We start from the raw sequence: 23,170 nt of genomic DNA on the forward strand, positions 1-23,170 counted from the left end.
TAAAGTAATCTTTTAAAATAAAAACGCTGATCCTAAATGGTCAGCGTTTTTTTGCGCTATAAATGTAAATCTGTCTCGCCGCCCTGCTCTTTCATCCGGCGCTGCTCGCGGCGTTGATAGCCCAGACCAGATGCAGCAAACCAATGCGGTTTCGATGTTTGTAATAAATCACTCAGCTGCTGCAACTGAGTTTGCAAGGTTTGGGTCAGCCAAAAATAGCCCTGCCACTCAAACGCTAGGTGCTGTACGCTTGGATACTCTGAAACAGCAATACGAGTAATGGGTCGAAATACTTCATCGCTTGGACTACGTAATACCGCTGCCATATGCTGCATTGCTTGGGTTAGCTCATGCTGATAATGTACCAATAAAACATGGTTTTCTTCATCAATCTCGATATTTGCCAAGCGCGGTGCCGCACTTAGTAGTAAATCAATCGTCCCGATAATATTGCGGTGGGTACGCTGAATCGTCTCTAGCGTTTCTTTTTCGATTCCTGACTCACTGGCTGTCGCCGCGATATGTGGTCGCACAGCCAGCAGACGTTTATTAATCTGCTGTAACGCTGTGACCAATGCCCTATCAACGGGTACTTCCTTAACAGGAAAGGCTGCTGGGTTTAACTTTTGAACAGAGTCGTCCACCACTCCATCCGTTGCGTCGATATGATGACCTACGCCTGCATAGAGACTACTACAAGCGTCAAGGTTACTACTCAATAAGAATCGCCACATCAACGTTGATTTGAGCGGCAAAATCAGCGTCACTGCTACCGAAACGCCTGTCCCAAGTAAAATATTTAAGGCGCGGTAGATACCATCTTGACCAATGCTATTATTGCCTAAATCAGAGACAATCATCAACATTGTGATGCCCGTTAGCAGCCCTGTATACCCAAGCTGTCTGACGGCTAGATAGCCAATGATACCACTAAGCAGACCAATGAGCGCATAGTCTACCCACAGCCATGCACCCGCATTCTGATTAAACCATAGCACCCCAAGCGCAGTACCAATACCTAATAAAGTACCGATCACGCGCTCTTTTGCCTTGGTATAAATAGCGCCTTGGTATTGCAATAACCCTAGAATAATAAATACTGTAATGGTCGTCCATTCACCGTGCGGAAGATTGGTGATTTTATTGACCAATAGGGCTAGTATCACAGCCGTACCTAGGCGTGTGGCATGTAGGATATCTGCATGTTGGTAGCGAACATAGGGTTCGACAAATGGAGCAGTGATACGCTGATAAAGGGTGGGTTTCACGCAAGGCTACTCTTTTTGAGTGGAATATTTAAGTGAGACATTTTAATAAAGGCTTATTAGAAAATCTCACTAACTAGCGGTAAGTATAAGTTAATATTCTATCAGCAAAATGACGGGCAAAAAATAACGCCTTCTACCTATTATTCACAGGTAAAAGGCGTTATAAAAAATATCCTAGCACACTATATTGAAATCTACGCTATTGAAGATTACTTATCAAATGACTCATCAAATTATTCATTGAGAACTGCGTCAGTGTTAATGAATAATAGTCTATTGCGCTAGCGTATTACACTTCTAGGTAGTCTAGAATACCTTCCGCAGCTTCGCGGCCTTCCCAAATCGCTGTCACAACCAAGTCAGAACCACGCACCATATCGCCACCAGCGAAGATTTTAGGATTTTGGGTCTGGAATTTGAAGGTTTGCTTTTCGGCTGCTAGTACGCGACCAGAGCTGTCCATCCCCACTTGCTGAGACTCGAACCAATCAGCAGGACTTGGTCTAAAACCAAATGCCATGATGACTGCATCACATGGAATGATCTCTTCAGAATTAGGAATTGGCTCAGGGCGTTGACGACCACGGTTGTCTGGTGCACCTAGCTGAGTAGTAACAACTTTTACGCCGTTAACTTTACCGTTTAAGCCAATGATTTCGGTTGGCTGACGATTGAATAAGAACTCGACGCCTTCCTCGCGAGCATTGACCACTTCACGGCGTGAACCTGGCATATTTTCCTCATCACGGCGATAAGCACAAACTACTTTTTCGGCGCCTTGACGGATACTGGTACGGTTACAGTCCATTGCAGTATCACCGCCACCGAGTACCACCACCTTTTTACCTTTAAAGTCGATGTACTCTTCAGCGTCTTTTTCCCAGTCATTGCAACGGTTCACGTTGGCAATCAGGTAATCTAGTGCATCATAGACGCCCGTCAGCTCTTCACCAGCAAAGCCGCCACGCATATAGGTGTATGTGCCCATACCCATAAACACTGCGTCATACTCAGCCAATAGCTCATCAATGGTGACGTCTGTGCCAATCTCTGTCTCTAAACGGAATTCGATACCCATGTCTTCAAAGATCACGCGGCGATTGCGCATGACGTCTTTTTCCATTTTGAACTCAGGAATACCAAAGGTCAGTAAGCCGCCAATCTCAGGACGCTTATCAAAGACGACTGGTTTGACACCATTTCTGACCAAGATATCCGCGCAACCCAGACCTGCTGGTCCTGCACCAATGATAGCGACTTTTTTATCTGTCCAAACGACTTCAGACATATCTGGACGCCAACCAAGTGCAAACGCAGTATCGTTGATATATTTTTCAACATTACCAATGGTCACTGCACCAAAACCATCATTTAACGTACAAGCGCCTTCACATAGACGATCTTGTGGGCAAACTCGTCCGCACACTTCAGGCAAGGTATTGGTACGGTGGCACAGTTCAGCTGCCTGAAATATCTGACCTTCTGTCGCCAACTTTAGCCAGTTAGGGATATAGTTGTGTACTGGACATTTCCACTCGCAGTACGGGTTACCACACTCAAGACAACGATGCGCTTGCTGAGCAACAGCTTCGTTTTCGAAAGGTTTATAAATTTCAACAAACTCTGTTGAACGCGTTGCAATGTCTTTTTTGGTTGGATCAAATCTCGGTACATCTAAAAACTGGAAGTTATTTTCTAAGCGTTTTGCCATGGTGCTATCTCTTTTATATAAGGCTCTTTTGCAGTGGGTGGCAACAGTCAGCGATGTTTGGTTTGCCTAAAATTTAAGACATATATCGCTGCTGTCACGTACCTGCTGAAAACCTGTGAGTTAAAACGTCTCTAAAAACGGAACGCTGGCTAACCTGATTAAAGCGACTGCCGATCCATCAATACAATCCATCAATGCATTCCATTGATACAATAGGCAGTTACGTATCGGCTATTGTGGGTCGGCCATGGTAGTTTTAAGAAGGCTTGCAATGTTCGCCGCTTTTGGCTTAACCAAATAGAACTTACGAACATAGTGCTCAAAGTCGTTCAGAATTGTCTGACCCCATGCACTGCCTGTTTTATCTACATGAGCTTCTATCACTTGTTGCAAATGAATGCGATGCTCTTCTGTTTGCTCGCTTGAAATACGGTTTAGATCGATTAGCTCATGGTTGCAACGGTCAAAGAAGTCGCCTTCCATATCGAGTACATACGCAAAACCACCCGTCATACCAGCCCCGAAGTTGAGTCCAGTACGACCAAGAATCGTAACGATACCGCCCGTCATATATTCACAGCAATGGTCGCCTGTGCCTTCGATGACTGCATGTGCGCCAGAGTTACGGACGCCAAAACGCTCACCTGCAGTACCAGCAGCATATAACTTACCGCCAGTTGCACCATAGAGACAGGTATTACCAATGATGGCCGTCTCTTGTGCTACAAAGTTTGAGTCTTTTGGCGGATAAATAACAATCTCACCGCCTGCCATGCCTTTACCTACATAGTCGTTGGCATCGCCTTCAAGCTCGATATTTAGGCCGCCAGCATTCCATACGCCTAGGCTTTGCCCTGCCGTACCAGTTAGACGAAGCTTAATTGGCATATCGCTCATGCCAAGGTTGCCCCAGACTTGCGCAATCTCACCAGAAATACGAGCACCGATAGAGCGGTCACAGTTACCAACGAAATAGCTATAGTCGCCGCCCGCCCCTTTGCGAATGTTCACAAGCATATCGCTAATCATCTGCTCAGCAAGCAAACCTTTATCAAACGGTTCATTACGCTCAACCTGACAAGTTTGTGCTTTGCCCACACTAGCTGGGTGACTAAATAGCAATGGTGTTAAATCAAGATGACGCTGCTTATCAGTATTGCCTTCTAGAATGTCAAGCAAGTCAGTACGACCGACCAGCTCTTCCATACTACGAACACCTAGCGCTGCCAACCATTCACGTGTTTCGGTCGCGACAAACTTAAAGAAGTTGATCAGCATTTCTGCTTCGCCAATGAAATGCTCGTCACGCAGCTTGGCTTTTTGAGTAGCAACACCTGTCGGACAGTTGTTTAAATGGCAAATACGTAGGTACTTACAACCAACTGCAATCATCGGCGTGGTACCAAAGCCAAAGCTCTCTGCACCCAAGATAGCAGCTTTTACTACATCCAGTCCTGTTTTTAGACCACCGTCAGTCTGGACACGTACCTTATCACGTAACCCATTCACTCGTAGGGACTGATGAGTCTCAGCCAAACCTAGCTCCCATGGCGAACCTGCATGATGGATAGACGATAGCGGAGACGCTGCTGTACCACCGTCATAGCCCGAGATAGTAATCAAATCGGCATAGGCTTTTGCAACGCCTGTCGCGATCGTGCCAACACCTGGACGTGAGACCAATTTAACCGATACCAATGCATCTGGATTGACTTGCTTCAAATCAAAAATCAGCTGTGCCAAATCTTCGATAGAATAAATATCATGATGCGGCGGCGGTGAAATCAAGGTCACACCTGGCACTGAATAACGCAAACGTGCAATCAGCGCGTTGACTTTACCACCAGGTAGCTGTCCACCTTCACCAGGCTTGGCACCCTGAGCTACTTTAATCTGCATGACTTCAGCGGAGCGAAGATAAGCAGGCGTTACCCCAAAACGACCAGAAGCAACTTGCTTGATCTTTGAGTTGCGCAATGTGCCATAACGCGCAGGATCTTCACCGCCTTCACCAGAGTTTGAGCGACCACCGATGGTATTCATAGCCATCGCAATCGACTCATGCGCTTCGGGAGATAGCGCGCCTAGTGACATGCCAGCTGAGTCAAAACGCGTCAAGATTTCAGAGATATCTTCTACTTCATTGACATCGATACTGTTGTCAGTTTTCAGTTGCAACAAATCACGTAAGGTCGCGACCGGACGGCTATTAACTAGATCAGCATAATTACGGTAATTATCGTAATCACCAGTACGTACCGCGGTATGCAGGCTGTTAATCACATCAGGGTTAAAGGCATGGTACTCTTTGTTGAAGACAAACTTGAGCAGACCGCCCTGATCTAGAGGAGCGCGTCGCTTAAACGCATTGGCAGCCAATTGTGCTTGATCAGCTGCAAGGTCGGCAAAGGTAGCACCTTTAATACGACTTTGTACGCCCTTAAAGCATAAATTGACGACTTCTTCTGATAGGCCAACCGCTTCAAACAACTGCGCGCCGCGATAAGAAACAATGGTAGAGATACCCATTTTTGATAAGATTTTTAGCAAACCTTTATCCAAGCCTTTGCGGAAATTAACACGGGCTTGAATTGGGTCACCAAGTAGCTCACCAGTCGCGACCAAATCATCAATGACATCATATGCCAGATATGGATATACACAAGTTGCACCAAAGCCAATCAATACTGCTATTTGATGCGAGTCACGGGCCAGACCTGTTTCAATGATTAAGTTAGCATCGGTACGAATACCTTGCGCGATTAGATAATGATGCACAGCACCAGTCACCATAATGGCATTGGCGGGTACTTTGTCTGTATCGATATCTTTATCAGACAAGACAATCAACGTATTACCCGAGCGAATGTTATCTGCCACCTGCTCACAAATAGCCACGATAGCATCAGATAGCTCTAAAGTACGGTCATAGTTCAGATCAATGCGAGCCATCTTGAACGCTGGATCATCCAAAGTTTCAAGCTGCTGCATCTTGCTGGCTGACAATACTGGCGATGACAAAATAATACGATGAGCATCTCTCGCAGATGGCGCAAATACGTTAGTCTCAGCGCCTAAACAAGTCTGCAACGACATCACGATTGATTCACGTAATGGATCAATTGGCGGATTAGTCACCTGTGCAAACTGTTGGCGGAAGAAATCACCGACATGGCGGATTTGCTGCGACAGTACAGCCATTGGCGTATCGTCACCCATTGAGCCGACTGGTTCTTGACCATTTTCAGCATTAGGGCGAATAATTTCTGTGCGCTCTTCATTGGTGATGTGATACATCTTTTGTAGCGCTTTTAGCTTATCACCGCGGCACGCTTGCGTTGCCAACGCCTCTTCTAGACGTTCATCATCACGAACACGCGTTGCTTCTTCACGCAACCATTTACGATATGGATGCGCCGTTTTTAGTAAAGTTGCAATAGCGGTCGTATCTAGAATTTGACCAGTCAACGTATCAATGACCAGCATTTGACCAGGTCCAACGCGACCTTTTGCTAATACATCTTGTGGCTCGTAATCCCAAACACCCACTTCTGATGCAACAGTGATATAGCCGTTCTTAGTGGTTACCCAACGTGATGGGCGCAGACCGTTTCTATCGAGCATACAGACCGCATAGCGTCCATCTTGAATGACTAGACCTGCTGGACCGTCCCACGCTTCCATATGCTGTGAGTAAAACTCATAAAACGCGCGCAGATCCATGTCCATGCTATCAACATTCTGCCACGCTGGCGGTACCAAAATAGACATCGCATGGAACAGATTCATACCACCAGACATAAGCACTTCAAGCATGTTATCTAGGCTAGATGAATCAGAGCCGGTACTATTTACAAGTGGTGTCAGCTCATTCAAGTTAGGCAGTTTGTCTGATTTTAGCTTTGGCGTACGGGCTTTAGACCAGTTGCGGTTTCCTGTAATGGTATTTAACTCACCGTTGTGCGCAAGATAACGGAATGGCTGTGCCAGTGGCCAGCGCGGTAACGTATTGGTTGAGAAACGCTGATGGAATACTACGATATGTGAGGCCAAACGCTCATCTTGCAAATCCAAGAAAAACGCTGGTAAATCTGAAGGCATTACCAAGCCTTTATAAATAATGGTCTGACAACTCAATGAACAGACGTAAAATAGCTCATCATCCGTCAAACGCTGCTCTGCTTTTTTACGTGCAACAAACAGCTTACGGTTGAAATCATCAGCAGCTAGATCATCTGGCGCATTAACGAACACTTGCTTAAAGTCTGGCAATGTCTCACGACCAATCTCACCAACAATACTCAAGTCAAGTGGTACATCACGCCAGCCAGCCACTTCTAATCCTTGGGCTGTAATCTCATCACTTAATACTTGCTGGCTATGCTTGGCTTTATCGCTATCTAAATTCACGAACACCATACCGACAGCAAAGTTGTCCGTAATGGCAAATTGCTGCTCGTCAGCAATCTGTTTAAAGAAATCGGTAGGCGTCGCTAATAGTAAGCCACAACCATCACCAGTTCTACCGTCAGCAGCAACACCGCCGCGATGTGTCATACAACTTAAACTATGAATGGCAGTTTTCACCAAATCATGGCTCGCTTCACCCTCAATATGGGCAATTAGGCCAAAACCGCAATTATCAGAAAAATCATCTGGCGTGGCCAGGTGTGTTTGTGAGGAAATCATTGACATAGCTTGTCCTTTTAAGTAGACGGGCAACTTACATTTCCAATGCGGAGTATAAGTTGGTACCCGTAAGCAGAACGGGCTGATAGTGGATATTCGTGTGTTCGAATTGGCAAATAGTGCAATGCTCGATAGACATCATACTCTAAGAGAAAGTAAAACCCTTGACCCTCCTGGTCATTAGCTGATGTCTTGACATGTGGTCCGTGTATCAAAAGATAGTAAGTAGCAGCCCTTGGCAACGGGAGAATCTACGCCCTTAAATGCCAGTTACTCAATCAGTGATATCTAATGCCATTCATTTAAGCATCATTTGTTATGTTGTCATGTCTAGCATTTAGCGCTAAGCATACAATAACTTAATAACGGTGCACTTGTTTATCTTGAATATCTGACGCTCTGTATTCAAGCACTTTGTTTACCCTAAAAAGAGTGACAATAAGAGAGGTTGCGTCACTTACGATAACCTTATTATAGATAGTAAGTAACCGCGCTTGAGACAATAATATTTAGTAAAGAACTCTAAAAACTAAGAAAAAACCACTAAATAGTTGTTAAATAGACATTTTTTACGATAACTATACAGAACGTCGCCCACAGTTATATTAGTTAATGATTGTCGAAAAATCTAGTCTTTTCTATCGATTCATCAGCCATAAATTGTAAGAGGACTTATTACTATTGGTTATGAGACAAATAAAACTACTATTAAGATTTTAATGCAAACCATATAAGTGACAGTTAGTAAAAGGCTTTGATAATACTTAACAGTAGTAGCTTGCCGTTTATCATGAAGATAAAATTATTTTGTATAGTGCTAAAAAAACCCACTAACTAAATCGCTAGTGGGTTTAATTAATCAGGCAAAAATTAATTACTCTTGTCTTCTATTAGCGCTTTTATACTATCGCTATTATTTTTGGGAGGGTTAGCGTTAGCACTTTTACCATTAGCATTTGAATTATTGTTCGTGCTGCTAGGGGGCTTAGGTGTTGGCACGACTGGTGGCTTTTTACTAGTAGCGTTCTCCGCCGGTGCCGCAGGCTTTTTATTTTCTGATGCCGCGGGCTTACTTGCGTTGTTTTCATCTTTTGGCGATGCTTCAGATATTGTTTGTGTCTCACCACCAACTGTACGCTCTTCGCTAACAGATAACGTGGCAGAGGTATCTACCGACTGACGAATACTCTCTTGAGTGCTGCTACTATTAGCGCTTTCTTGGTTACCTCGATTACTATTAGCACTAACAGCTTGAGCAGCAGCGTCATCAGCTTCTTCTTGCAAACGAGCAGGCACTTCGCGCTTAGTAGGTTTTAAATCGACGGCACGTGTACGTTTCATACTTAGATCTTTTACTGGATCAGGACGCTCATAATTATCAATAATACTGACATACCGATTAATCTCTTCTGGCAATACACGTACGTTTGTAGGTAACTTAAAGTCTATTAACTTTGCTGCCCCTACCGCTTCTTGCGGACTGCTCATAATCCCATAAGTCAGCATATAACGGACTTGTTTTTCATCATCAAGATAACGGAAATAAGCAAATTTATCACGATCTTGACGACCTTCTAGGTAACTAACAATCACATCGTTTTCAGCGACATTCATTACTTGAACAGTCCACTTGCCTTTGTTAGCCAGCAGATAACGCTTGTCTTTGAACTCATCAGGATAATCGCGCAAATCTCGAATCGTTGCATCAAAGTTAATCGGTTGTACATCCGTATCTAATTCATGTAGCGATTCGACTTTTAGTGGTTGCTCAAACTCTTCATTCAAAATCTCTGGCGCTGATATCGGTGCATTCTCAATTTTGGCACCCATGGCTGGCGTTTGACTAAACATCCATACTAACGCTGTGACCACCCCTAAAAGTAGGGTCACTATTAGCCAAATCAGTGCTTGACGACTGTATGATTGGCTAGCAGTACGCGTTTTTGTTTTTGATGTTGCCATGAGGCGGTCCTTGGTAAACACATGTTTTACAGCATGGTATAAATGCTTATTCAAACAGAGGTACAGCTAACCAGTTGGCTATAAGTACGAGATTTTAGTATAAATATATAAACGATAAATTCTTGAGACGTTATGCGCTATGTTTTGACAAAACTTCATGTAATAACTGGCTGTCAAACTCATTAGTCATTACCGCATCGCCTATTGATTTTAACAAAATTAGGCGGATTTGTCCGTGTTTCACTTTTTTATCGTGTCCCATTACATCTAGAGCAGTGTCTACACCAATAGCTGGTGGCGTAATAGGTAAGTTTGCCAATTCTAAAACACGCTTAATACGTACAACTTCATCATCAGTTAACCAGCCAATCTTTTGCGATAGCTCAGCTGCTTGTACCATACCAGCCGCTACTGCTTCGCCATGCAACCAATTACCATAGCCTTCATGTGTTTCAATTACATGACCAAAAGTATGACCAAAGTTCAATAGCGCGCGCACACCGGACTCTCTTTCGTCTTGTGCCACTACATCGGCTTTGTACTGACAGCAGCGCTTTACAGCTTCACCAAGTACTGCCAAGTCAAGCGCCATCATTGCAGGCAAGTTTGCCTCAAGCCACGTTAGAAATGCCTCATCCATGATAAGGGCATATTTAATAATCTCGGCCACTCCAGCCGACAACTCACGCGCAGGCAGTGTCTTAAGCGTACTCATATCAGCAAGCACCATTTGCGGCTGCCAAAAAGCACCAATCATATTTTTACCTTGCGGATGATTGATACCCGTTTTACCACCAACACTAGAATCTACTTGTGACAATAGCGTCGTTGGAATTTGAATGAAGTTTACACCACGCATAAAGCTAGCAGCAGCAAAGCCAGTCATATCTCCGACCACACCACCGCCAAGGGCAATAAGTGTCACATCGCGATTGAAGTGTTCTGTCATCAGCGCATCATAAATCTGATCAATACTTGCCTGATTTTTGTATTGTTCTCCATCTGGCAGTACGCACACCTTTACCACAAACTGCTCTGCTAGCTCATCTTCTAATGCTTTTAAGTATAAAGGTGCCACAGTGTCATTAGTGACGATCAAAACCTGACGACCACTGACATAAGGTGCGATTTGCTTCGCCATACTGCTATGTTCAGTCGCAGATTGTTCAGTAATGACAATAGGATAATCATGACTTTGCGTATGAACTATTAGGCCATCATGAAACGGCATTACCATGTGATACTCCTAAAGCATTTTCGATGAGGTAAAAGTAATTGAGTCTGCATATCAATATCGTAGTTGCCAGTCTATTACTAGTCTTCTTGGTGCGCTGATGCGTCGGTAGTGCAGTCGACGAATGATTCTAGCTGTTGCATCAATTGATTGACCATGTGGCGTGGGTACGTGTGACCAGTAGGCATAATAATATGGGCGACTTGGCGATAGAGTGGATCGCGAGCACTGTATAACTCTTGCAGTATTTTTCTAGGATTAGGCTGCTGCAATAATGGTCGAGACTTGTCTTTAGAGGTGCGTGCCAGCTGCACCTCAACAGGTGCATTAAGATAAACGACGATGCCACGCTGTTTTAGGAATTCTCGGTTTTCAGCACACATAACTGCACCGCCACCGGTCGCTAATACGATTTGAGAGTTTTGGGTCAATTCATCAATGGCACGCGTTTCACGTTCACGGAAACCTGCCTCACCTTCTTTGGCAAATATCCAAGCAATATCGGCACCTGTCTGCGATTCAATATACCAATCACTGTCTACAAAAGTGCGACCTAACTGCTTGGCAAGCAGTTTTCCGATTGTGGTCTTCCCTGCTCCCATCGGACCCACTAAAAACACCGACGGTAATTCCTGCCCCATAATACTTACTCAGCTAAATTAGGTATGATACAACGTCATTGTTATTCTGGCTAGTAATGAGCCGTGATTATTGTGAGTAAAATTTAGAGCACACCACTCATCAGTGCCTACATAAATATTGCAACGCTAAAACCACTAATTTCGCGCATAAAAAAAGCAAGCACTATGGCTTACTTTTTCAATGAAAGATTAAAAAAACTAAATCAGTTAATACGGCTAGTACCATCATTAATAAGCTTTGGAGTCACAAAGATAAGTAGCTCTTCTTTAGTGTTGCTTCGTACATCTTTACGGAAGGCACGACCGATATAAGGCAAATCACCTAAGAAAGGGACCTTAGTTACTTCGTTATTGGTACGGTTCTTGAAAACTCCACCTAACACGACAGTTTGACCATCTTCAATAATGACGTTGGTTGAAATAGAATCCTGAGAAATTGCAACCTGACTATTAATAATAGTCGGAGTACCATTTGTGATTACCAACTTTAAACCAATTTTACCATCTGGCGTTATATTTGGTGTAGCCTCTAAACTTAACGCAGCCTCTTTGAAGCTAGTCGTTGTTGCACCACTTGCTGAGGCTTCTTGATAAGCAATCTGAGTACCAGAAGAAACCTTCGCTGTCTGCTTATCCGCGGTCAGAATCTTTGGTGTAGAAATAACTTCACCACGGTTATCCGCTTGTAGCGCTGACAACTCAAGATCAAGCATTACATCAGACATACTGAGCAAACCAAAAGCGATACTACCTGCTGGGTTGGAAACGCCTAAGTCGACGTTTAAGTTATCAGGACGACTAATGTCATACGAAGGATAAGAAACTGTTTGACCATTGACCGTCGTTGTTTCTACATCGAAATCTTTTAGATCCCATAGGGTTTGATCGCTACCACCAACCAATAAACTACGGTTGTTGGCTGCACCGTTTGATAATATACCCCAACGTACACCAATTTCTTTACTAAAGGTATCAGACGCGCTAACGATACGTGCTTCGATCATAACTTGGCGAACAGGAATATCAATTTTACTGATTAGTTTGTGGATATTTTCAATGCTGTCAGCCACGTCTTTAATAATCAAAGTATTGGTGCGTTCATCAATCGTTACCGTACCACGATTAGATAATAACGTATTGTTATCGTCAGCACTGTTGGAGTTATTGCCGCTATTACTAGATGATCCACTGCCTTGAGAAATAAGAGTCAATACATCTTGTGCTTTCGCGTAGTTCAGACGAATATATTCATTGCGTAAAGGCGCATACGAATCAACAGCTTGCTGCGCTTCAAGCTCGCGAGCCTCTTGCTCAGCAAGTTCAGTAGAAGGCGCAACCAAAATCACATTACCATTTTCACGTTTGCCAAGATTTTTACTTTTCAAGATAATATCAAGCGCTTGATCCCAAGGAACATTGATCAAACGCAAAGTGATGTTGCCAGCAACAGAATCACTCGCAACGATATTCATCTCAGTAAACTGTGCCAAAATATCTAAGACACTACGGATCTCAACATCTTGGAACTCCATCGATAAGGGTTCGCCACTATAGACTCTTTCTTCAAGCGTTGGCTCACGTAACAATTCAGGTTTCTTGATACTGATATTTAACTGGTTACCTGATTGATAAGCCTGATACTCGTAGTCATCCGTCATATTGATGGTGACGACACCGTTTTGACCCTGATTCTTAGTATCAACACTATCAACAAGACCACTATTAATATTCAAACGACGTAATAAATTTCTCGGAACTGTGCTACCAGTCAAACGTATGACAAGCTTTTTACCTTGGCGCTGTACATCTACTGGGATGGCTTCGTTAGCAAGTACAACACTTACATTGCCACCTCCATCACTACCTGCCGAAAAATTGACTGCACTTAGTCCATCATAGCTATACTGTTTGCTTACCTGTGAAGCAGCGAGTTGCGGATTTAATAGTGGGTTTACTCTCACTACCATCGTATCAGCTGGCACTTCATTTTTTACTACTGCCTTGCTCGTAGTACGTACAGGTGCCACTGGTACAGTAGAGGTCTCAACAATAGGCGTAACGACTGCGGTCGTTGTCATACTATTATTGTTATTAAGTACATCTTGAATCGGGTCGCTAGTAATAACTGGACGATTAGGATCAGTAATTGTCAGTAATAAATCATTGCCTTCAATCGCTGTCGTATAGTTTCCTGACTCTTTTAAACCGACAATGAGACGTGTGGTACTATCGCTACTTAGCGTAGTCACATCATTGATTGCACCGACGTTATATTCGTTGAAGCGGCTAGCAAGCCCATTCTGTACTTGTTCGAAATCTAGGACTAAGCGACTAGGATCATCAAGCTGATAGGCTGCAGGCAATACTGGCAATCCTGTAAATCCCAAACGCATTTGAGTCACTGCAGGTGCAGTCTGTACTACAGAAACACTATCAATGCGCTGTGCAGCATAAGCACTATTAGTCACAGCCACCATACTGACTGCCAGTGCTGAAATAGCAAAAGCAGAAGAAACGCGGTTGCTCATCATCATTACCTTGTTATTGCGTACTGTCATTATTTATTCCTCAAAAAATCTGCCGACTTAGCTTATAGGGGATACCAGCGACTGGGGTTTTTCTACAAACCCTGCGCGGCTATCTGGCACAATTTCAATCAAGTTAATCTGGGTCGGCGTGATTTCAACAATACGGCCGTCGTTCATTCCAAGATAATCGCCTACTTTAACACTGGCAACTGAACCGTCGGGACGTTGTACTAACGCATATCGCTGACCTTCAGGCGAAATTACTACACCTCGAAAAATCAGTTGCGACAGTTCGTACTGCTCAAGTGGTTCTTTTATTCTGTTAATATCAGGACGTACACCTTCAATAGAGGTTCTAGCCCCTTGCACACTGACCAAGCTTGGCGGTAAAAAAGGACTACGCTGCGAACTAGCGCTATAAACAAAATCCTCTACTAGTTCAGCTTTGGGTGGCGGCTCAATAGGCTGTGCAGGCTGATTGCGGATATCAGTCATTGACTGCTCTGCCATACCTATACGGTCACTACACCCTGTCATAGATAAAACAGCAATACTTAAAGCCAATAGCATGGGCATTTTTTGAATACTCATTAGTTGCCTCCTGCGTTTGCATCAGTAGCAACGGCTTCATCACCTTCAGGAGCCGCTTCTTTAGAGCGATAAGTCTTAGTTTGCAAGACTAAGTTAAGCTCTGGTAAAACATCCAAAGTAGGCTGCGGGTTACTGACTTCAAAATCATGCATCGTAATAATTCGAGGAAGTGCGGCAAGACCACTAATAAAGCTGCCAAACTGATGATATTCACCTAACGCAGCAATACGTATTGGTTGCTCAATAAAGAATTCATTTTCAATCTCAGGCTCTACTGAAATATCTTGAAAACGGATATTACTACCAACGCCTGTCATGTTTATGCCTTCTACCAATTCTGACACACGAGTATCTTTTGGCAACTGATCTAATAAAGTATTAAACTCAGTTTCCATTTGAACCACTTGCGCCTGATAAGCTTTTAAATGACGAGCGCGCGACTCTTTTTCACGATAGCTATCAAGTAAGGTTCGTTGTTGAGCCTCAGCAGCATTAATTGCATCAATTTTGCTGCTAATCGGTAAGGCCCATGACAAAGCTGCGATAAAGATAATAATAAGGCCAATTACTGTCACCTTGACTGGTAATGGCCAACTGCCATAATTTTCTGAATCTAACGACTCAAAGCTACGGCGAAACTCATTTAAATCAAATTGCTTTTTCGGTTTTAAAGCAGATTTTTTAGTTTTAGTGAGGCTTTTTTTACGGATAAGCTTCATAACTCACCTCCAAGACTAGCACTAGTATCAGCGTCATCAGGGTTAGGTGTCTCTGACTGGACTTTAGTCGTCACTATAAACTGTACGTAACTGTCTTCAGGATACACAGGACGTGGCTGTTCACCTGTCTCAACTGTATTATTGAGAGCTGGTGCAGCTTGATAAGCGGTAATATTCTGTTGAATGTTACTTACTGCTGAGTTACCCATCCATTTGCTACTATCAAGGTTGCGGATTAAGCTTGATACAATATTTGGATTATCTGCTAAACCTGTTAAAGTTAAGACATCGCCTTCACGTTTAAGGTTATTTAGATATAGCGCTGGTGGAATAGCTTTAGCAAGATCATCCCATAGGCGTACAGGGACAGGACGTCGACCTTGTAAATCTTGAATAACTTGCATGCGTGAAATAATATCGTCACGACGCTGTTCTAAACTATCAATTTCAGTCAATGCTGTGTCTAAGCGAGTATTTTCTTGTTCGATCAAAGCGTTGGCATCAAGCTGTTCATCAAGCTCATTGTTAAAATAACTCCATGAAGCAAAGGCTGCCAATAAAGTTAGCAACGTAACTGCAACTACTAAAGTGATGAACTCTTTGTTTCGACGTTCACGTTCTTCTTGTCGCCAAGGTAAAAGGTTAATACGAGCCATTAGTCAAAGCTCCTCAACGCAAGACCGCATGCAGCCATTAAACTTGGAGCATCAATAGCCAATTGCTCATTATCAATATTTGGTGCAATAGTCATATTAGTAAATGGATTAGCAACACTGACAGTTACACCTAGCTTTTGTTGTGCCATACCAGCGAGACCTGCAATGGAACTACTTCCCCCTGCGAGCACCACATGATCGATGCTGCTATATTGGCTTGATGAGAAGTAAAACTGTAGAGAGCGAGTGATTTGCTGAATAGTGTTTTCTATAAAGGGTGTCAAAACTTCAGGATAATAATCATCAGGTAAGGTACGTTCGCGCTTACTCAGCGTCGCCTCTTCTGCCGATAAGCCATAGCGGTTTTGTATGGCTTCTGTTAATTGAACACCTCCAAATAGTTGTTCCCGACTATAGATAAACTCACCATTTTTGGCGATATATAAAGTAGTTTGATTATGACCTATGTCTATCAAAGCCACCAGTTCTGGTACATTTGGGAGACTATCTACCATCAATCCAAATGCACGTTCAATTGCATGCGATTCGATATCCATGACTTTTGTTTGCATCCCACCGAACGCTAAAGCATCTACACGTTGGTCAACATTTTCCGAGCGAGAAGCAGCAAGCAATACCTGAACCATATCTTCGCTGACCAAAGATGGTCCTAATACTTCAAAGTCTAAGTTGACATCTTCTAATGGATAAGGCACATATTGGTCAGCATCTAGACGTATCTGAGCCTCACGCTCAACATCGCTAAGTGCCATATCCATATCTATGATTTTAGTGATCACTGCAGACCCTGAGACCGCAGTTGCAGCACTACTACCCGATACCTGGCAACGTTTTGCCAGACTCGTTATAATGTTGCCAACTGCCTCTGTATCTGCTAGAAGCTTATCAATGACGACACCTTCTGGTAGCCTTTCAATACCATAAGATTTTAGGTGGAACATGCCTTGTTGGCGCTGTATGTCAACCAACTTTACTGAGGTGGCACAAATATCCACACCAATCAAATGTCGACTTTTCGAAGTAAATAGCCTCACAAACTCTATACCTTATATTAAGTGTACAATCTGATAGTTATTTGTAATAATTGAATACAATACTTTACTTAATTGATAGATTCAAGCATTTAAAAATATATTAAGGCTAACTTACACATTTATTATTACCTGCTCATTTTGTTCAAGGTATAATAATATTGTCTGCTACAAATTCTAACTAATAAGTCTTATTATGGCCAAGAAAAATGCTACTGCTCGTCTCATTCGTTTTTTAGTGGGACTTTTTATCGCTTGCCTAGCATTGGCAGTTGTTCTAGCACTTGCTGTACCTATTGGTTTCTATGGAATGGCAATGTATTTGTCACCAACCCTACCTAGTACGCAAGAAATTAAAACAGCCAAACTAGAAATGCCATTACAGATTTATAGTAGTGATGATAAATTAATCGGCCAATATGGCAATCGTTTATCGTTACCAGTTAGTTTTGATGAGATTCCTGAAGATTTAACTCATGCCTTTTTAGCAGCCGAAGATGCTTCTTTCTTTCAGCATAGCGGAATTAGTATTAAAGGTCTTGGTCGCGCTGTCACCGAAGCAGTCACTGATGACGATGGTCAAACCGGTGGCTCTACCATTACGATGCAGGTCGCTAAAAACTATTTCTTAAGTCCAGAACGTACTTTAAACCGCAAACTAACAGAGTTGTTTTTGGCGCGGAAGATCGAAGACGAACTGAGCAAAAATGACATCTTGACACTATATGTCAATAAGATCTATCTAGGTGAAGGCGCCTATGGCATCCGCGCTGCAGCCAAAAAATATTATAGTAAGTCATTAGACAATCTAACTATTGCTGAAATGGCGATGTTAGCAGGTCTACCAAAAGCCCCTTCTAAGTATAACCCTGTTGCCAATCCTAGCCGCGCATTGACTCGCCGTAACTGGATTATTGGACGCATGCATGAGCTTGGCTATATTACCAAAGCTCAGTACGATGAAGCGGTCAACTCTCCTATAGGTATCAACCTATATAAAGAAAAGCTCGATGTAAATATGCCTTATTTAGCAGAAATGACACGCGCTGCTTTAGTCGAACGTTATGGCGATCAAGTTATGCACGGTGGATGGCGCGTACGTCTCACAGTAGATAGTAAAGCACAAACAGATGCAGAAGCAGCAGTAGTAACAGGATTGATTGCCTATGAGCATCGCCATGGTTGGCGCGGGGCTGAAGCAAATGATGAGCCTCTCGAGAACTTCCGACGCTACAGCAATATGTCTCCTGCCAAAGTGACTAAAGTCAATTCTCGTAGTTTTGACGCAGTCCTACAATCCGGTGAAGAAGTGACCGTTAATTGGTCTGGTATGAAATGGGCACGTAAATATATTTCTGCTGACCGTATTGGTTATTACCCTAGCAATGCCAGTCAAGTTGTTAGGAAAAACGATATCATTCGTGTGATACCTACTTCGAATGGCAACTGGCAATTAGGTCAAATACCTAAAATTCAAGGAAGTTTGGTCTCGTTGAATCCAGAGACTGGTGCTGTAAATGCATTGGTCGGTGGCTTTGATTTTAACCACAGTAAGTTCAACCGCGCTCTACAAGGCTGGCGTCAACCCGGCTCAACCATCAAACCGCTTGTTTATACCGCTGCTTTAGAGAAAGGTTATCGCCCAGATACCATAGTGTCTGATAAAGCTATCCAAGTAGGTGACTGGAAACCTAAAAACTCTGATGAACGTTTCTTAGGTGATATCACTTTACGTCGCGGTTTATATTTGTCGCGTAACCTCGTATCTATTCGCTTGTTACAAGCTATCGGTATCTCAAGTACGCGCAACCTATTAGATGAATTTGGTCTTGATAAAGAAAAGCTGCCGACAACATTATCATTAGCACTCGGAGCAGGGCAAGCCACACCTTTACAAATGGCTACGGCTTACTCAACTTTCGCGAATGGTGGTCATCGTGTCCAACCTTACTTTATTGAACAAATTTACAATTATAAAAACGAGCTGTTGTTTCAGGCAAATCCACGTCAAGCATGTGCACTATGCTTTAACGAAAAACTTGAAAAGGTTAATAGCAGCTTAGTTGAAGAGTATGAGAAGTCAATTGAAGCGCTTGATGATAGTACTAATGAAATAACTACCGATAATTCATCATTAGAAGGTAATGATGATAGCGAAACAACAGATAAAGAGCTTGATTTAACGGTATATAACGCAGGTCCACAATCAGACCGTCTAAAAGCGCCTGCCGTACAATATGTGAGAGCCAAACAAGCACCTCGTATACTGCAACCGAGAGTCGCTTTTGAGATGGCAGATATACTACGCGATGTAGTCCAACGCGGTACAGCGGTAAGAGCAAAAGCATTAGGACGTGATGATATCGGTGGCAAAACTGGTACCACCAATCAGGCCAAAGATGCGTGGTTTGCAGGATTTCATCCTACCAATGCGACAGTAGTATGGATGGGATTCGATCAACCATCTACTATGGGCCGCCGTGAATATGGTGGTGTGGCAGCGCTACCAGTATGGATGGACTTTATGAAAGCCCAGCTCAAAGACACGCCAAGCCAATGGGTATCTATCAATAACCGCTCAAAATCCAGAAAGCAACAGCAAAGTATCATAGAGATGACTGATGATGGCATCCTAGTTGATGATGACGCCAAGAAATCAGCCAAGCCAGTTAAGACTCAAACTCAGCAGCGTAAGCCTTCGGCTCCAGAGCCTACTGAAAATACCCGTACTCCACCATCAACGAAACCAAGCAACAATCGTAGTGATGATAGCGTACCGGAAAATCCATTGACAGTGACGCCCGTTGAAAGTATGCCACCGATGCCAGAGTAACAAACAAGACAATTCTTAATCAATAGAAAAAGGCTTATTCAGTAATGACTGAATAAGCCTTTTTTATGCGCTGTAGACTATGGCCTACCCTACTTAATCATACTTTCAAATTGTTCAATAAATAGCTATCAGAGACTAAATCTTCTGGTTTACTTCCTATTAGAATTCAACCATACCTGCACGCAGTTGTTCAATCAACTCTAAAAGCTGATTACGCCATTCTCGTATTGTGGTCTCATCAGGCAGCCATTGGTTAGATAAAGTGACGACATTGACAATCAAGTCTGGCGACGCTAAATGGCTGCTTGGCGCTTCATCGACGATAGTATCTGGCGGTACTGCATAAAGACAACGCTGATAAGCACGTTCTATATTGGCAATAAAACCTTGCTGCTGTAATTGCTGCAAACGCTGAATCTCAGGAGATACTTGGGTACGCTCGCTCAGTGCTTGCTCAATATCGAGCAAAGTTGGCGCCGTCATATTTAGGCTATAGAAATGACCGAGCTCCTGAATAAATGCTAGCAAAGCACCATGCAAGTGAAAAATAGCAGTCTCACAGTGTGCTTGGTATAACTGCTTATCATTGGTACTTCCTGCAGATTGGCAAGATAAACGACAAAAATATAACTTTTGATTGGTCCGATCTGCTTGATATTTGGCGACGCGAGTTTTACCTGCCATTTGCTAATTATCCTTTTATGAATAGTGAATTAGAGCATATTTCCAGTGTACTATTTTTTTAGATAATAGCACCATGCCTTTCTCAGTTTTTTATACGCACAAAAAAGCCAGCAACTTAGGCTGGCTTTTTTATCAAATTAAGAATGAATCAAAATACTTAATACGATTAATTATCTTGATTTAACTCTTGAGCAAATGCTTCGTCGAAGCTTGCAAAGTCTTTGCTATCAGTGCTTGCAGTCATATCAAACGCTGCATTCAAATCTTTATCTTGTAGTTTCTGATCTGCTTTTTCTTTACGTGCTTTATGATAAGCAAGACCAGTACCTGCAGGAATCAAGCGACCAACAACCACGTTTTCTTTCAGACCACGTAGCTCATCTACTTTACCAGTCACAGCAGCCGCAGTTAGTACACGGGTTGTTTCCTGGAAAGAAGCCGCTGAAATAAAGCTTTCAGTTGCTAGACTTGCTTTGGTGATACCTAGTAATTGACGCTCAAACTGTACTGGGAATTTATCTTCCGCTTCTAGCTTAGCATTCAATGCTTTGATATCTGCATACTCGACCTGATCACCTTTGAAGTGACTTGAATCGCCGCCGTCAGTGATTTCAACTTTACGCAACATCTGACGAATGATAACTTCGATGTGCTTGTCGTTGATTTTTACACCCTGCAAGCGATAAACGTCCTGTACTTCGTTGACGATATAATCAGCAAGTGCAGTCTGACCTTTCAAACGTAAGATATCATGTGGGTTCTGTGGACCATCAGCGATCACTTCACCACGTGCTACCGTCTCGTTTTCAAAGACGTTGATTTGACGCCATTTCGGGATTAGCTCTTCATGTACTTCACCATCTTCATTAGTAATAATGAAGCGGTTCTTACCTTTAGTCTCTTTACCAAAGCTAACCACACCAGTCATTTCTGCCATAATGGCGTGATCTTTTGGACGACGTGCTTCGAACAAGTCAGCAACACGTGGTAGACCACCGGTAATATCTTTTGTACCAGAAGACGCTTGTGGTACACGGCCTAGAATCGAACCTGCTGCTACTTTTTCACCATCGCTCACGCGGATGATAGTTTCAGCTGGTAAGAAGTAAACCACTTCTTTGCCTTCGTCAGTGTTCAAGATAATCGCAGGACGTAAGTCTTTTGCTGAACTTGAACGGTCACGAGTAGCTAGAATCTCAAATGAGCTCATACCAGTCGCATCATCAACTTTTACTGTTGCAGTCATACCGTCAGTGATGTCACTGAAGCGTGCTGTACCAGCAAATTCTGTGATGATTGGATGCGTATGCGGATCCCATTTAGCGATAGTTTGACCGCCTTCAACCTGCTCTTCGTCTTTCACAAGTACGCTTGAACCGTACGGTACTTTATAGCGCTCACGCTCACGGCCAAGCTCATCGGTCAATGCGATTTCAGCTGAACGCGATACAATGACTAAGTGACCATCGGTATGCTGTACTGTTTTCATGTTTTCAAAGTGCGCTTGACCAGCATTACGTACAGAGATGCTGTTGTCTACAGAGGCTGAGCTCGCGGCCCCGCCCACGTGGAACGTACGCATGGTTAACTGAGTACCTGGCTCACCAATAGACTGAGCTGCCATAACACCGACTGATTCGCCGATATTCACTTTATGACCACGTGCAAGGTCACGACCATAACACTGTGAACATACGCCATGTTCGATATCACAAGTAATTACTGAACGTACCCAGATATCATCGATTGCGTTGTTATCAAGGACGTTAACCCAGTACTCATCGATCAATGTACCAGCTGGAATCAATACTTTATCAGCATCGTCATTATAAGTAACGTCACGAGCAGTCACACGACCCAGTACTAGCTCACCTAGCTTCTCAATGATTTCACCACCTTGAATATGTGGTTTCATGAGTAGGCCTTCTTCAGTACCACAATCATCGCTAGTGATAACCAAATCTTGTGCCACATCAACTAGACGACGAGTTAGGTAACCTGAGTTAGCTGTTTTCAGTGCTGTATCTGCTAGACCTTTACGTGCACCGTGAGTTGAGATGAAGTACTGTAGTACCGTCAAACCTTCACGGAAGTTAGCTTTAATCGGCGTCTCAATGATTGAGCCATCTGGTTTCGCCATCAAACCACGCATACCAGCCAACTGACGAATCTGTGCCGCACTACCACGAGCACCAGAATCTGACATGATAAAGATAGAGTTGAATGACTTCTGCTCGTCTTCTTCACCTTTTGCGTTGATAACTTTATCTGTTGCCAAGTTGTCCATCATCGCTTTAGCGACTTTGTCATTGGTACGTGACCAGATATCAACTACTTTGTTATAGCGCTCACCAGCAGTTACAAAGCCTTGCTCGAACTGATCTTCGATTTCGCGAACTTCGCCTTCTGCCACTTCGATGATTTGCTTCTTAAGTGGTGGAATGACCATGTCGTCGATACCGATAGACACGCCAGATAGTGTTGCTTGAGCAAAACCAAGATACATCAATTGGTCAGCAAACATAACACTTTCTTTTACGCCAACTTTACGGTAGCAAGAGTTGATCAAACGAGAGATGTTTTTCTTCGTCATCTCTTGGTT

13 protein-coding genes and 1 pseudogene are annotated in these 23,170 nt (G+C 43.2%); 1 reads left to right on the top strand and 13 read right to left on the bottom strand.

The features are described from left to right. Positions 1 to 56 precede the first annotated feature (56 nt). The 11 genes from B2863_RS06015 to pilM form a co-directional block, all read right to left on the bottom strand. Complete coding sequence (locus tag B2863_RS06015) at positions 57 to 1,268, bottom strand: FUSC family protein (RefSeq protein ID WP_296208221.1); 1,212 nt, start codon at positions 1,266 to 1,268, stop codon at positions 57 to 59. Positions 1,269 to 1,557: 289 nt separating this feature from the next. After that, entirely contained in the window at positions 1,558 to 2,979 is a 1,422-nt protein-coding gene (locus B2863_RS06020; RefSeq protein ID WP_102090376.1) for a glutamate synthase subunit beta, read from the bottom strand. A 231-nt stretch (positions 2,980 to 3,210) separates the two neighbouring features. Next, positions 3,211 to 7,674 carry a glutamate synthase large subunit gene (gltB, locus tag B2863_RS06025; protein ID WP_296208222.1) on the bottom strand — a complete coding sequence of 1,488 codons (4,464 nt, stop codon included), beginning with the start codon at positions 7,672 to 7,674 and terminating at the stop codon, positions 3,211 to 3,213. Between the two features lie 864 nt (positions 7,675 to 8,538). Beyond that, the gene (locus B2863_RS06030) at positions 8,539 to 9,630 is read right to left on the bottom strand and encodes a hypothetical protein (RefSeq protein WP_296208223.1); all 1,092 of its coding nucleotides are present in this window, start codon (positions 9,628 to 9,630) and stop codon (positions 8,539 to 8,541) included. 130 nt (positions 9,631 to 9,760) lie between these two features. Continuing rightward, the gene (gene aroB / locus B2863_RS06035) at positions 9,761 to 10,867 is read right to left on the bottom strand and encodes a 3-dehydroquinate synthase (protein ID WP_296208224.1); all 1,107 of its coding nucleotides are present in this window, start codon (positions 10,865 to 10,867) and stop codon (positions 9,761 to 9,763) included. Positions 10,868 to 10,944: 77 nt separating this feature from the next. Then, positions 10,945 to 11,505 carry a shikimate kinase AroK gene (aroK, locus tag B2863_RS06040; RefSeq protein ID WP_296208225.1) on the bottom strand — a complete coding sequence of 187 codons (561 nt, stop codon included), beginning with the start codon at positions 11,503 to 11,505 and terminating at the stop codon, positions 10,945 to 10,947. A gap of 203 nt (positions 11,506 to 11,708) precedes the next feature. Then, positions 11,709 to 14,063: a type IV pilus secretin PilQ gene (pilQ, locus tag B2863_RS06045; protein WP_296208226.1), complete on the bottom strand. Its 2,355-nt coding sequence runs from the start codon at positions 14,061 to 14,063 to the stop codon at positions 11,709 to 11,711. 27 nt (positions 14,064 to 14,090) lie between these two features. Beyond that, positions 14,091 to 14,624, bottom strand: a complete 534-nt coding sequence (locus B2863_RS06050) for a pilus assembly protein PilP (RefSeq protein ID WP_296208227.1) — start codon at positions 14,622 to 14,624, stop codon at positions 14,091 to 14,093. Then, positions 14,624 to 15,343 carry a type 4a pilus biogenesis protein PilO gene (locus tag B2863_RS06055; protein WP_296208228.1) on the bottom strand — a complete coding sequence of 240 codons (720 nt, stop codon included), beginning with the start codon at positions 15,341 to 15,343 and terminating at the stop codon, positions 14,624 to 14,626. Before B2863_RS06055 ends, B2863_RS06050 begins: the two co-directional genes overlap by 1 nt. Continuing rightward, entirely contained in the window at positions 15,340 to 15,999 is a 660-nt protein-coding gene (locus B2863_RS06060; RefSeq protein ID WP_296208229.1) for a PilN domain-containing protein, read from the bottom strand. The genes B2863_RS06055 and B2863_RS06060 overlap by 4 nt, the downstream gene beginning before the upstream one ends. Beyond that, positions 15,999 to 17,054, bottom strand: a complete 1,056-nt coding sequence (gene pilM, locus B2863_RS06065) for a type IV pilus assembly protein PilM (RefSeq protein WP_296208230.1) — start codon at positions 17,052 to 17,054, stop codon at positions 15,999 to 16,001. The genes B2863_RS06060 and pilM overlap by 1 nt, the downstream gene beginning before the upstream one ends. Positions 17,055 to 17,247: 193 nt before the next feature. Between pilM and B2863_RS06070 the strand changes: the two genes are divergently transcribed. Further along, on the top strand, positions 17,248 to 19,884 hold the full coding sequence (locus tag B2863_RS06070) for a penicillin-binding protein 1A (protein ID WP_296208232.1): 2,637 nt from the start codon (positions 17,248 to 17,250) through the stop codon (positions 19,882 to 19,884). Between the two features lie 159 nt (positions 19,885 to 20,043). Here B2863_RS06070 and B2863_RS06075 read toward each other — a convergent pair whose 3' ends face one another. Next, positions 20,044 to 20,568: a DUF6586 family protein gene (locus B2863_RS06075; RefSeq protein ID WP_296208234.1), complete on the bottom strand. Its 525-nt coding sequence runs from the start codon at positions 20,566 to 20,568 to the stop codon at positions 20,044 to 20,046. A gap of 166 nt (positions 20,569 to 20,734) precedes the next feature. Then, a pseudogene (locus B2863_RS06080) lies at positions 20,735 to 23,170 on the bottom strand (DNA-directed RNA polymerase subunit beta'); the annotation flags it as partial.

It is taken from the genome of Psychrobacter sp. UBA3480, assembly GCF_002377945.1.
GTDB lineage: Bacteria > Pseudomonadota > Gammaproteobacteria > Pseudomonadales > Moraxellaceae > Psychrobacter.